The 13,128-nt window shown below is 39.8% G+C and carries 12 protein-coding genes; 10 read left to right on the top strand and 2 right to left on the bottom strand.

Annotation, left to right across the window (positions count from 1 at the left end; translation table 11 throughout):
- Positions 1-8: 8 nt before the first annotated feature.
- The 6 genes from tgt (at position 9) to EHS15_RS16235 (ending at position 8,495) form a co-directional block, all read left to right on the top strand.
- The gene (gene tgt / locus EHS15_RS16260) at positions 9-2,027 is read left to right on the top strand and encodes a tRNA guanosine(34) transglycosylase Tgt (RefSeq protein ID WP_135761645.1); all 2,019 of its coding nucleotides are present in this window, start codon (positions 9-11) and stop codon (positions 2,025-2,027) included.
- Positions 2,028-2,231: 204 nt separating this feature from the next.
- Complete coding sequence (locus EHS15_RS16255) at positions 2,232-3,089, top strand: YHYH protein (protein WP_135761644.1); 858 nt, start codon at positions 2,232-2,234, stop codon at positions 3,087-3,089.
- Positions 3,090-3,103: 14 nt separating this feature from the next.
- Positions 3,104-3,685, top strand: coding sequence for a toxin-antitoxin system YwqK family antitoxin (locus EHS15_RS16250; protein ID WP_246052244.1), 582 nt, complete (start codon positions 3,104-3,106; stop codon positions 3,683-3,685).
- Positions 3,654-4,397, top strand: a complete 744-nt coding sequence (locus EHS15_RS16245; RefSeq protein ID WP_246052242.1) for an SCO family protein — start codon at positions 3,654-3,656, stop codon at positions 4,395-4,397. The genes EHS15_RS16250 and EHS15_RS16245 overlap by 32 nt, the downstream gene beginning before the upstream one ends.
- A gap of 189 nt (positions 4,398-4,586) precedes the next feature.
- Positions 4,587-5,486: an ion transporter gene (locus EHS15_RS16240; RefSeq protein WP_135761643.1), complete on the top strand. Its 900-nt coding sequence runs from the start codon at positions 4,587-4,589 to the stop codon at positions 5,484-5,486.
- Positions 5,487-6,479: 993 nt separating this feature from the next.
- Positions 6,480-8,495, top strand: a complete 2,016-nt coding sequence (locus tag EHS15_RS16235; protein ID WP_135761642.1) for a hypothetical protein — start codon at positions 6,480-6,482, stop codon at positions 8,493-8,495.
- A gap of 45 nt (positions 8,496-8,540) precedes the next feature.
- Here the strand turns inward: EHS15_RS16235 and EHS15_RS16230 are convergent, their stop codons facing one another.
- Entirely contained in the window at positions 8,541-9,392 is an 852-nt protein-coding gene (locus EHS15_RS16230; RefSeq protein ID WP_135761641.1) for an alpha/beta hydrolase family protein, read from the bottom strand.
- 122 nt (positions 9,393-9,514) lie between these two features.
- On the opposite strand from EHS15_RS16230, the gene EHS15_RS16225 reads away from it, so the two are divergent.
- The 4 genes from EHS15_RS16225 (at position 9,515) to EHS15_RS16210 (ending at position 12,599) form a co-directional block, all read left to right on the top strand.
- Positions 9,515-10,066 carry a TetR/AcrR family transcriptional regulator gene (locus tag EHS15_RS16225; protein ID WP_135761640.1) on the top strand — a complete coding sequence of 184 codons (552 nt, stop codon included), beginning with the start codon at positions 9,515-9,517 and terminating at the stop codon, positions 10,064-10,066.
- A 39-nt stretch (positions 10,067-10,105) separates the two neighbouring features.
- Positions 10,106-10,498 carry a nuclear transport factor 2 family protein gene (locus EHS15_RS16220; RefSeq protein WP_135761639.1) on the top strand — a complete coding sequence of 131 codons (393 nt, stop codon included), beginning with the start codon at positions 10,106-10,108 and terminating at the stop codon, positions 10,496-10,498.
- A gap of 168 nt (positions 10,499-10,666) precedes the next feature.
- Positions 10,667-11,500 carry an LBF_1199 family protein gene (locus EHS15_RS16215; protein WP_246052241.1) on the top strand — a complete coding sequence of 278 codons (834 nt, stop codon included), beginning with the start codon at positions 10,667-10,669 and terminating at the stop codon, positions 11,498-11,500.
- Positions 11,484-12,599: a heparan-alpha-glucosaminide N-acetyltransferase domain-containing protein gene (locus tag EHS15_RS16210; protein WP_135761637.1), complete on the top strand. Its 1,116-nt coding sequence runs from the start codon at positions 11,484-11,486 to the stop codon at positions 12,597-12,599. The genes EHS15_RS16215 and EHS15_RS16210 overlap by 17 nt, the downstream gene beginning before the upstream one ends.
- On the opposite strand, the gene EHS15_RS16205 is transcribed toward EHS15_RS16210, so the two are convergent.
- On the bottom strand, positions 12,596-13,081 hold the full coding sequence (locus EHS15_RS16205; RefSeq protein ID WP_135761636.1) for a hypothetical protein: 486 nt from the start codon (positions 13,079-13,081) through the stop codon (positions 12,596-12,598). The two genes, EHS15_RS16210 and EHS15_RS16205, sit on opposite strands and share 4 nt — an antisense overlap.
- Positions 13,082-13,128 lie beyond the last annotated feature (47 nt).

The following is a 13,128-nucleotide window of genomic DNA, read 5'->3' as shown; positions in this document are numbered from 1 at the left end:
ATTCTTTCATGTCCAGATTAGACTTTATATTGGAGAAAGAGGCGTCCGGCTCGAAAGCGCGAGCTGCTCGCTTCACCACCTTACACGGAGAAGTAAAAACGCCTATTTTTATGCCTGTGGGAACACAGGCCACCGTGAAATCCCAAACCGTGGAAACGTTGAAGGCGGCGGGCTCCAACGTTCTACTTGCCAATACTTATCATCTCCTTCTTCGCCCCGGCCCGGAAGTATTTCAAAAGTTAGGTGGGATTCATAAATTCATGAATTGGGACAGACCCGTTCTTACGGATTCGGGAGGGTTCCAGATTTTCAGTCTTCCGAATGCACGAAAAATGACGGAAGAAGGTGCCGTATTTCGAAGTTATGTGAACGGCCAGAACGTCCTCCTTTCTCCGGAAATCAGTATCGGTATGCAGAAAGCGATCGGCTCCGATATTATGATGGTGTTGGACGAATGTGTTCCTTCTACGGTCGAATATTCCAAAGCTAAGTCCGCAATGGAAGTCACTCATCGTTGGGCGAAAAGAAGTTTGGATGCCAGAGGGGATTCTCCTCAGTCTATGTTCGGGATTGTGCAGGGTGCTTGTTTTCCGGATTTACGCAAAAGAAGTGCGGAAGTTCTCACACAACTTCCGTTTGACGGGTTTGCCATAGGGGGTCTTGCAGTAGGTGAGACCAAAGAAGAGAGAAACGATTTCTGCGAACTTTCCGCTTCCTTACTCCCGAGGAACCTTCCCAGGTATTTAATGGGAGTGGGCACTCCTTTGGATTTATTGGAAGCTGTGCATCGGGGTGTGGATATGTTCGACTGTACCATTCCTACTGAGCTGGCTCAGAGAGGAGTCGCTTTCACGAGCAAAGGTAAATTGCAGATTCATAGGACTGTTTATAAATTTGAAGATCAAATTTTGGATCCTGATTGTGATTGCCCTTGTTGTTGTTCCTATTCTCGAGCTTATCTGCATCATTTAACGAAAACGGAAGAAGTCTTAGGCTGGCATTTATTAGGAATTCATAATCTTTATTTTTATCATAAATTAATGAAAGATATGCGGGAAGAAATTTTATCCGATACTTTTGCTTCCTTTTATGAAAGAAAAAAGGAAGAATTGGATCGAACCGATAATGTGAATCCATCTTTCCATCGTTTGAAACCATCCAAAGCGAACCGTAAAAAAAGTTTAGGGGATTACGAGCTGATTGAAAATCCTGCTGGGGAGTATTGGAGCGTTCGCCAGAAAAGTTCGGGTGAAGTGATGCATTCGGTGAACGATCCTTATTTGGAATCGAAGCAACTTTATATAGAACAATCCGGACTTTCCGAAATACTTCGTTCTTCTTCCGATACGGCTCCTCTTGTGATTTGGGACGTAGGTTTAGGCGCTGCCACGAACGCAATGATGGCGGTTCGTTGTTTCGAAGAAATAGAAGTTCCTCGCACTTTAAAGATCATCAGTTTCGAATCGGATTTAGATCCACTTCGTTTGGCTTTGAAGAACAATGGAAAATTTCCCCATCTGTTTCACAAAGCGCCCTGGGAACTCTTGAAATATAATGTTTGGAAATCCGATTCTAAAAATCTGATTTGGGAACTTGTAGAAGGGGATTTTGCTGTACATTTTGTACAGAAAGAGATTCCCGATCTTATCTTTTACGATCCGTTTTCTTTTAAGACGGATTCCTCCTTATGGACTCATACTTTTTTCGAACAACTCTTTGATCGGCTTCGAAATTCTTCCAGGCTGGTTCGTTTGTACACTTATTCCGCATCCACTGCTGTGCGTTCCTCTTTGCTCCACAGCGGTTTTTGGGTGGGAAGGGGTTTGGGATCCGGTCCCAAATCGGAAACTACAGTTGCTTATTCCGGAAAACCAAATACGGAATCGGAACTTTCAGGATTACTCGGCAAAGAATGGCTTTCCCGATGGGAGAAAAGTGACGCTCGTTATCCGAAGAATTTGGATCCTGCTCAAAGGAAGGAATGGGTAGAGAGGATTTTGTCTCATCCGCAATTCGTTTCTAAGTAGTTTTCTAAAACGTCCTTGGGTGACGTTTCTTTGTGAAGGAGTCGCAAACTTGTATCGGGTGATGGGGAAAACGAAAACGACTTGAATGGGGAGGAAAAAGAAACTAACAGATCCTTCGTACTTTAACGTGGGTTTTTCAGAAATATTTTGACAATATTGTTTTTTTAGTTTGCTTTTCCTTCGGAACCCACTTACATTTTTTCCATGAAAAAGCACCTTCTGATTTCCTTCCTAACCGCTTGCCTGCTGATGAATTGCACAAAAAAGAAAGACGACAATAAGGATTCTGTGACTCTTTTGGCTTTGCTTGCTTTATCTTCTTCATCCTGTACTACCTCTTTCGGCGCAGGAGTGCCTGACTGGATTAAGAACAGTTTTACTTGTGTTACTGTATCCGTCAGCGGTTCCAATTACGTATTTAAAACAACATCCGTTCCCACTTATAAATCAGTGTATTGGGGAAGCACCAGTTCCTTGTATGAATCCTCTTTATATACAAACTCTTCCGGGAAAAATTCAGCGAATCCTAATTTGATTAAATCACAAAACATCACTTTAACTGTTCCCATGAATAATACCTCCACATCGGCACCTGCCAGTTCTTTTGGAGCTATCGGAGTTTCTACGAACGGAATCGTTATTTATAACGACCAAGCAGCTCCCGGAGATTCCTTATCTACGGAATACTATACTTTCGATACCTCTCAAGGTCATCCTACAAACACAGGTGCTTATCATTACCACGTAGAGCCTCCTAAACTCACAAATAACGACAGTAATTTGGTAGGAATCGCTTTGGACGGTTATTTGATCTTCGGTAAAAAACACGATGATACTGCAAACGGTACTTCCGGGTTCAGTTTAGGAGGTGCTAATAGTACGACTCAATGTAATCTCTCCGGCAAAACTACTTCGGTTCCGACTTCCTGGACACAGGCAGCTAACTATAATTCTACGAAAACTTCCTCTACTGCTTACCATTATCATGTGAATAACGGATCCGAAGTGAACGGAATCATTTTATCAGGAAAATACATAGGAACAGCGGGGACATCCCAGTAATTCTTAGTATTTCTATGAGAAATCTATTTTTTATCGTTTTATCCTTTCTTTGTTTATCCTATTGCAACTCTAAACAGGAATTGGGTCCGGACATACGTATGGACAATGATCCTAATTTTTCGATAGGGTATGACAGCGTCTATTTTTACCAAGGAGTTCCTTTTACTGGGATCATGAAATCAGTTCATCCGAACGGTATAATCCGGGTAACTGAAATGAAGGAAGGAAAGGAAGATGGCAGAACTTACGACACGTATTTGAACGGGCAGTTAGCCGCTGAATACTTTTATCGAAACGGAAAAAGCATAGGTGTACATAAGGGATGGTATGAAGACGGGAAGCCTAGATTCGAATTCTCCTATGACGAGGAAGGTCTGTCCGATGGGGATCATTGGGAATGGCATGAGGAAGGGAATCCTTATCGTTATGGAAGATTCGAAAAAGGTAACCTCATCGGCCAAAAAGTTTGGCGTAAAGACGGTAAGATCTTTGCCAATTATTCTTATACTTCGGAAAGGCTTTATGGCGTTTTGGGATCTAAACTTTGTTTTAAGTTGAAAGGCGATGAAACCAATCAAAAAACAGTCATTCGTTAGGATGAAATCCTTTTTCCATTACAGTGCCCTTATTATTTTCACCTTAATTTTGTTTGGTTGTGATTCTTGGGAGCAGGAAAGCGGCAAAAAAGATTCCTCACTCACTTTTTTCGCAAAGCCGGAAAAGGATAAACTTCCTTATTTTAGAGGAAAAGACTTGGAGGCATTCTGGTCGGAACAGGGAGATCTTCCTGAGGAAGTAAGGATGGTGGATGCTTTTTCCTTCCAAAACCAATTGGATCAGAACATAAAGGAAACTCATTTAAAAGATAAGATAACGATCGTATCCTTTTTCTTTGCTAAGTGCCACGGGATTTGCCCGAGTATCATAAGAAATTTGAAATTCGTTCAATCTGCCTACGGAAAAGAACCTAAAGTACAGATTGTATCTTATTCGGTGACTCCTGATCTGGATACTCCTTTCGAATTGAAGAAATTCGGAGAAGAAAAAGGGATTTGGCCTCAAAAATGGAGTTTGCTTACCGGAGATAGGGAAAAAATTTTTAGACTGGCAAGGAATACGTTCCAAGCGGACACGAATACTACGAATAAAGATTCCGTAAAAGATTTCGTTCATTCGGAACAGATCTTTCTGATAGATGAAAATCTACGTTTTCGTGGAATCTATAACGGAAACAGGGGTGAGTCTGTGAAAATTATGATTGATGACATAAAACTTCTGTTAAAGGAAAAACCGCTTCCTCTCAACTAGTAATTTCCAAATCTATAGTATGCCTGATAATACCCCTTTTATTTCGTATTACGGGTATTTTACGAACAGTAAATTGCTTCTTTGCGGAGATTTCCTAGGGGTGTGTCATTAGTAAATTTGAAGGAAATTGTTGTTGACTTCCATATAGTCTGCAACTTTATAAACCCATTTTCTAACCGGAGTATTTCCTTGACTGCCATTGCAAAAAAGATCGCAGACTCTGCAAAATTTCAAAATTTTATTACCTTGGTCATTCTTTTCGCCGGGATTTTGATCGGCCTAGAAACGAATCATGATTTCGCAAAGGAACGGGAAACCCTTCTGCATTCCGCTGACAAAATCATCATTTCCATTTTCATTGCGGAAATTATCATCAAGATGCTATCTTTTGGGAAAAAACCGTATCTGTATTTTTTTGACGGTTGGAACGTTTTCGATTTTTTTATCGTTGCCGCAACTTTTTTGCCTTTAGGAGAAGGGGGCGGACAGTATGTAACTATCCTCAGACTTTTGAGACTTCTTAGGGTTTTGAAGCTGGTGCGCGCTCTTCCTAAACTTCAGATTTTGGTTTCCGCTCTTTTGAAAAGTATTCCTTCTATGGGGTATGTATCGATTCTGCTTCTTCTGCAATTTTATATCTACGGGGTAGCCTCTGTATTTATGTTTGGGGCGAACGATCCGATCCATTTCGGAAATCTTGCGATTGCGATGGTTTCCTTGTTCCGAGTGGTTACTTTGGAAGGTTGGACGGAACTGATGTACATTCAGATGTACGGATGCAATCAATTCGGTTATGATGGTAACGAGGCGTTGTGTCTGCATCCTTCCGCAACACCACTTTTGGGAGCTGCATTTTTCATTAGCTTCGTTTTGTCGGGAACTATGATCATCTTGAACCTGTTTATCGGGGTCATTATGAACGGTATGGAAGAAGCTCAGAAAGAAAATGAGGATTTGGACTTGAACTCTTCTTTGGAGTCAGGTGCGACGAATCAGGCGTTGCTTGCGGAGGTGGCTCAGGCTAAAAAAGATTTGGAAAAAGCCAATTCTCTTTTGGAAAAATTAAGTCAGCAAGTTTCCAGGAAATAAATTTTTTTTCTAATCTAAGTAAATTCTTTAAAATACGGCATCTATTTCTTGTTAGGTGTCGTTTTTTTTTTCACTGTATCCAACTTACCAAGCTATTTCCATGTAGTACCTTCCACAGATATTTTCCTTATTTTGAAAAAAGTGAAAAAGGTGAAAAGTTATGGGCAAAAGAGCGAAAAGAAAACTAAAAAAAATGCCAAGTTTCGGAAACAGGTTGTCCTTTCGAAGCGGAAATGATAGAGAGAGGTCATGGGTGGCGGGAGGATTCCCCACCCATGATCAGGGCGGGGAAAGTATACCCCGCGCTAGCGATCGTAGCGTAAATCAAAGCGGAAACGTCTTTACTCGCTCACGGGAAATGCTGTTTGTTTCGCTTTGATTGCAGCGGAGAGCGCGGTCGTTCTTCATAAAAGTTCCGATCGGAGTATGGATTCGAAGCGCCCCAAGGAAAAGAAAAAAGTTTTGATGAGTTCTGGTTATTATAATGAAAGTTATACGGTGTACGCGGTAGCCTTTCCTTCGAATGATTTGGTACGAGCTTTGTTCGCTTCAGTCACGTTTTATAAGAACTCGTTCCTTGTTTTTGTTATATGGTTCGGTCGCTTTTGTTTTCACGGAGGTGGTTGTGTATCCTGGGCAAGTTTGATGTCTTCTTCTTTGATGTGACGGCTGTTCTGTTTCAGCCTATATTGTATATGATTCCTTTTCTTGGATTGCTCGATTTGAAGGAAGTGATTCGGTAGAAGGTAAGATTCGTTCTTCGAAATCACATCATTATTCCTATTATAATGAGTTTGTCTATATTTTGGTTCATTTTACTATTCGAATATTTTGTAATTTGCGTTTAGTATGAGATTTTTCTTTATAAATTCGATAAACTTATGTTATATAAATTGATTCAGGCTTTTAGCTTGTGCGGTAGTCGGATCAAAATTTTGATTATGCTTTCTGCGCCTTTTTCTTACATTGGGAAACTGAGAGTATTTATAAATTATGAAATCTTTAGTTTCCATATCTTTTTGGGTCTTTATGTATTCTATTTGTTTTGGCTCTTCTCTGCGATCGGAAGAGAACAAAAGATTGTATCTACAGACGGTCCTTCCTAAGTCGGAATCTCAGTTCGCTTTTCAAGCCAGTGCCGGTTTGTTGGAGGGGCTGCTTTCCGAAGCGAAAAATATTTCCATTTTGGACGACAACGCTCTTGCCGCTCTTTTGAAGCAGGCAGGTCTAGTGTTGTCTTTCAGTGGGGACAGAAACGGGTTTTTGGAACAAATCGTCAAATCTCCTTATAAGCCTGATTATTTGGCTTATGCTGAATACCAAAAGAACGGAAATGTTTTCTATTTTCAAACTTATCTTTTGGAGAAAGGAAGTAACGATTCCTATCAAATCAAAAAGACCGTTCATTTTTCATGCGAAGACTTTCAAATCCCCTTTTTTGCAAAAGAGGCCGGTAAATCTTTGTTAAATGAAGGGTATGTGATCGATAAAAATAAAGCTCCTTCTTATCATTCCATTCTTCCGATTGCGGTTTCCATCCCAAAACTTTCCGATGATAAAATTCAAATTCCTTATTTGGAAGGTGCGAATCGAACGGATCAAGAATTGATCGGCAGTTTGGCAGGATACATCAACCAGGCGGATCTTTTAGTGAAAATGGATAGGTTCAAGGAAGGGGAGGAGATTTACGGAAGAGTCATCACCGTATTGGATGAACTTAGGCCGGAAACGAAATCAAGGATAGAACAGTTTTATTCTTCCGTATCTTCTAGGAGACAGAATGTAACGGGGATTCTATGGAAAGAGAGGATAGATAAAATTTCAGAGGATTTCGAGAAGGAAAGAAAAAATCTAAACAGGGAATCCATTGAAAAGTTTTTGTCCGTTTATCATTCGAATTTGGATGAATGGGAGAAGTTACATCCTTCCGCAAAGAATGAAAAAATAGGTTCCGTTTTGAAGGATTCGATTCGCTCTTTGGAAAATGCATTTTTAGATATCCTTTCCGATGGCATCCATCGTTCCGTGGGGAACAGGGATTTCGATATCGCAGATCGTAAATCTACGGAGAGAACTTCCTACATCAAAAATATGAAGAAAGGAATTTTTCCTGAAACGGAATATTCCGATTTACTTGTGAATTCCGAGAAACGATCTTCCGAGATCAAAAAGATCGGAACCGTTTATTTAACAAACAAAATCAATGAACTTTTGAATATTGCTGAGAAAGAAAATACTTTATCTTTGTTTGAGTCAGAGATGAAGAATGAATCTCTTTCCAGAGAAAAAAAGGAACTTTCCGCAAGCGCTATGCAGCTCGCTAAGAATACGATCGAGAACACGAAGTTAGTTGATGTTTCTTTGACTGCCAAATACAATGAACTTGCGGACAAACTCAATGAAGACAGGCATTCTGAATTTTCCGTAAAAAATATTCTCATGGCTCCCGTTCGGTATTTGGGAAATATCGCATACGGAATTTCTGATATTTTCGTGATCCGTCCCGGATATGGATTGGAAGCGGGGGCAGAAGCGTTTTTTTTAGGATCAAACGTTGGTTTTACTAAGTATATGAATGAAGAATATTCTCGAAGCTGGAGAAAGTATTCTCCTATACTCAATGATCAGGAAGAAATTCTAAAAGGGGACTTCTCTGGCGGATTCGTTGTTTCAGGATTGTCTTTGAATTGCGAAATCATGTTTTTTTTAAGATTCTGCTCCACTGGGAGCGCCTCTCCAATCAACGGAAACTTAAGGGAGATCCTTTCTAAGGAATATATCGAAGCTTTTGCTAAAAGCCGGGAAACCCAATTTAAGATTCAGAGTTGGGAAAAATACACCACGATGAGTACTACTTTGACTTTAGGAGTAGGGGGAACCGCATCCATGGAGACTCATCGTATAGTGGAATTATTCGGAATTATGATGTTCCAAAACTGGGATTTCTATGATACTAAGCCGAAGAGGTTTTATTATTTTCAGAGACAAAGAGTCGATAAAATAAAATAACAAATATTAAGCGAAATAGCATGTCTTCGCACCACGGATCGACTTTTATTGTTTTTCCAGCCATTCCAAAAGATCCGGCCATAGTTTTTTCTTATGGCCAGGCCTTAAAAATCCGAAATGTCCTATTTCTTTTTCTTCTATCTCTTCAGGGCGAATGTGTTTTTCCGTAATTTTTAGTCCTGCAAATTTTGCTAACATCGATTTTACGGTACTTTCCGGAAGAACCGAATCATCACTGAAACTGTAAGAGAGAGCACTCACTTTATAATTTTCCAAATATTTAGCCCTGGGGTTGAGGGAGAAGTCTTCGATAAAATCTTTTTTCAATCCGTATTCCGCCCAACCTAAAGCAACGTTTTTAGGAAGAGGAAGTCCGTAATAACTTTTCCCCGTAGGAAGAACTCCGTGTTTTTTCACTGTATAAGGAATCAGAAATTTCCAAGATACATATATTTTGATGTTTTGAGGAAATGGGAAAGAATTGTAGTAACCGTTTCCTACGCAAAGAAATACCATTGAACTTAAGTTTTGTGGAGGTGGTAAAAATCCTGTGAGCCATCCTCCTCCGCTGTGCCCCAATATATGAAGTTTCGAATTAGGAAATTTTTGAAAAATGAATTCATGCAATGCTGCCAGATCCAAACTTCCCCAAACATGCATTCCTTCTTCTACTTGATAAGGATTGCCTGAGTCTCCGATTCCTCTGTAGTCCAGTGTAAAAACGTGATATCCGTTTCCTGCCAGGAACTTCGCTAAAGGAGAATAAAAACTTTTTCTCACTCCTACCGCAGAATGGATGGCTATGACTTGTTTTTTATCCGTATTCTCCGCAGGGAAGTAACTCAAACTTAAGGTAAAACCGTCTTTGGCTGAAATAAATAATTCTTCCGCTTTCATTTCCGTCCTCCTAAAGACAAAAAAAGAATTTGACCTGCTCTTTTTTTAAAAGAAAGTGAACCGGTCAGTCTACCTAAAGTTGAAAAAGTGAACTGATCGGTCTACTTTTAATTCGAGGAAATATGAAAATAAAAGAAAAAATATTGGACAGTTCCTTCTCTTTGTTCCGGGATAAGGGGTATCAGGCGACCGGTATTTCCGAGATCCTGCAGAATGCGAGTGCCTATAAGAAGACTCTTTACGATCATTTCGAATCTAAAGACGATTTAGGGAATGAGTATCTGAATCATCTGGCAGTTCAGCAAAACCTTGTTATGTTGAAGATGCTGGATCGTTCCGATTCCATTTCCGATTTTATAGATAAGTGGGTGAGTTTTATCGTAAGAGAGCAAAGAAATAATTCCAGAAAAGACTGTCCTATCGCTTTGTTTTCCGGAGAAATATCTCATCTGAGCCAATTTGATACTGCGAGGACAAATGCGATCAGAAAGGTAATTGAAACCATTAAAGTATGCGTAGGAAAGTTCGATCGAAACAGAAAAGGAGAGAAATTGGATTCGATTTCCCTGCAACTGTATCTTTTGTATTTGGGAGGTTTGAGGCTTTTTTCTCTGACAAAGGACAGAAAAGTAATCGAGCTGATGAAGTCTCAAATGAAGGACTTATTTCTTTAGATATGTATATTGAATGTTTAGAATAAAACGAGGAAAAATATGTCGAATTTAGAATTTAATAAAGATGTTGTAAAAAAGTTTTTCGGATTGATCAATGAACAGAAATTAACGGAAGCCTTTCTCCTTTTTTCGGAAGATTTGCATTGGTGGATCATGGGAAATGTACCAGTTTCCGGAGATTACGATAAGAGAAAAATCAGTCTCGGTTTGAAAATGATCCATAGAAACTTCGATCATTTCACTTTCACTTTGAAGGAAATGACCGCAGAGGATGACAGAGTGAGTTTGATCGCGGAATCGAATGCGGTTCGTAAATCGAATCAGAAAAAATACAACAATCATTATCATTTTCTAATCACTCTTTCCGACGGCAAGATCCTGAAGGTGAAAGAATATTTTGACACAGTGCACGCTCTTTGGATCGAAGAATGATTTTGTCATATTCGTCAAATTTATGTTCAATGGTTGAGCATTTAATTTTCTGTAAGGCGGTTCCTTAAATTCGGAATAAATACTTGACTGAACCAAAAGTTTAGTGATTCATCTTTGGTTGTGCTTTGGAAAAACTCCGAATTCTGGAAAAATTCGTCCCCCAAGGAAATGTTGGATTTTTTTCAGCAAATCCATGAAGGAGAACATATCCGGGATTGGGTGGAGATCATGCAGAAAGATGAAGCTTTTTGCGATCTCATTTTCGAATACCTTTGGTTGTTTCGTTCCGAATCGGAAACTCGAGTTCTTCTGAATAAGGAAGAGTTTCCCTCCTCACTTCTTCTGAGGTTCATTTATTTCGGTTACGGAAAACAATTTATTTCTGGCAATTTTGAATCTGGGAATTATTTTTCCCAAGTCAAAACGATGTTAGACCCTCTTCAGAGTTTGAAGATTCTTTCCCTCTCCGAAGAAATGGATCGAGATCCCACTTTGAAGATCCATCTTCTTGCCAATTTGGATCCGCAAACCTGGGAAGCCTATTTCGACATCTTGGAAGGCAATTCGTTTACCATGCAGGCTCTTCTGGGAATTTTCGCCAATTTGCGCGAGAACGAAATTAGAAAGATCCTTCTCAACAGCCCCACTTTGTATTATTATCTGAGAATGATGATGGTTTCCAGAGATCAGTTGGAATCCGATAAAGATAAAAAGAGCAAAGACATTCTGCAGGGCATTCTGGATTCGGTGCATGTTTGGGAATTGTTTTGTTTGTCGGTGCAGGAGAAATTCAATCTTACCGAGGAAAAAAATAAAAAGCCCAAAGAAAGAGATTCCTTACGACTCTCTTTGGTTTTGCACGAATTGGTAAAAGTTCCCAATCACGAAAGAGCCGATATTTTGGTTTATATCAAAGGAAACGGTGCTGTGATTGACGAATGGGAAGAGTCTACGATTCTTTCCGTTTTGGAAAACCATAATAAGAATGGCCGATTCGTTTGAAAGAAAACAATATTTAGATCATCTTCGCGGTTTTGCCGTCTTTTTAATGTTATTCGTAAATGTCCCCGGTTCTTGGGGTTTCATTTATCCTCAACTCAAACATGCGGAAGGAAACGGGTTTCATTTGGCCGACCTGGTGTTTCCTTTGTTTTTGTGGGCTGTCGGTTACAGTTTAATGATCTCTTCTTCCAAACGAAGCGAGGAATCCCTCTCCGATTTTTGGAAACGAATTTTGTTTCGAAGTACCGCCCTGTTTCTCATGGGTTTGTTTTTATCCTTGTTTCCGAAATGGGACTGGGAAACGTTTCGGATTCCCGGAGTTCTGCAAAGAATCGCCTTACTCTATTTTTGCGGCGCCGTTTGGATACGATATGTACCGAAACAAAAGTTTTTTCCCTCCATTTGGATTCTTTTTTTACTTGTGATCTGCTTTGCCTGTTTAAACCGTTTTTTCTCCATTTCATCCGATTCGAATTCTATTTCTTTCGTTAAGGAAGAACCTCTGGTGTCTAATACTCTCGGCGCACTTACGGATCGTTTCGTATTCGGAAATCATCTTTGGAAAGAAACAAAAAACTATGATCCCGAAGGGATTTTCAGCTCGATTCCCGCATTTCTTACAGTGATGTTAGGTGCAGTTTCTTTTCTCAGAAGAAAAAAGTATTCGGATGGAAATTTGTTCCTTAGGTGTCGATTTGAATTTCTGGTCTATCCTGTTCTTTCGTTTGCGTTTTCTTTAATCTTTCCTTTGAATAAAACGAATTGGTCTCTCAGCTTTATCTTTTTCACTGCCTTTCTCTCCGAATGTTTGTGTTCTTTGTTTGTTGTGTGGGAGAAGTTTTCTTTAGGAAGTAGGTTGGGTTTTGGTCTTTATGGAAGAAATGCTCTACTTGTTTTTTTTCTAACAGGGTTTGTCACTCGATTGAGTGTGTTTTCCAAACTGCGATCTTATCTGTATGGAAACTTCAAACAACTAACGGCAAACCCTGAGTTTGCCAGCTTTTTATTCTCTTGCATGTATTTGATTGCGATCCTTCTGTTTTGTTTCCTCTGGGAAAAAGGAAAAAACTTTTTTCCCAGACAAAAGACGAACTCTTAGTTCTGTTGAATTAACTTTTCGATTCTTTTTCCCGCTTCCAGCCTGTTGCTTTCGAATGTTTTCAGGTGGGTTTGGTCTGAGGATTCTATATAATCGATGATCGCTTGTCCTTGGTTGATCAAGTGGCCGTATGTGATTTCAATTTCGCGAATGTATTTTTTATCTTCGGAAGACAGGTTTCCTTCTTTCAAAAGTTTGGAAAGTTGCGTTTGGCAGATTTTGGAAAGATGAACATAGGATGTCATGATGGACTGTGCCGCTTCCTTATCGTAAACTTGCGCCACAAATCCGTCGGAAAGAGCACCTATCGACATATAGGTGAGGTAAACTCCTTGTGCGGATAAAGTGCCTATCGATTCCAAAAGCAGAGGAGTAGGGGCTGTGGATGGTTTTTCTTTTTTAGGTTCTGCCTGCAAATGGGAGAAAGAAAAAGCTGCTGTCCAAACTAGAGAGAGGAAACAAAGAGTTCGAATTGTTTTCATGGATATTTTCCGTTGATCTTGATTTTACGTATCTTTCGGAAAAGCGA

It is taken from the genome of Leptospira idonii (assembly GCF_004770995.1).
GTDB lineage: Bacteria > Spirochaetota > Leptospiria > Leptospirales > Leptospiraceae > Leptospira_A > Leptospira_A idonii.
The sequence above is the reverse complement of the archived record's forward strand: the minus strand, read 5'-3'. Positions and strand labels throughout refer to the sequence as shown.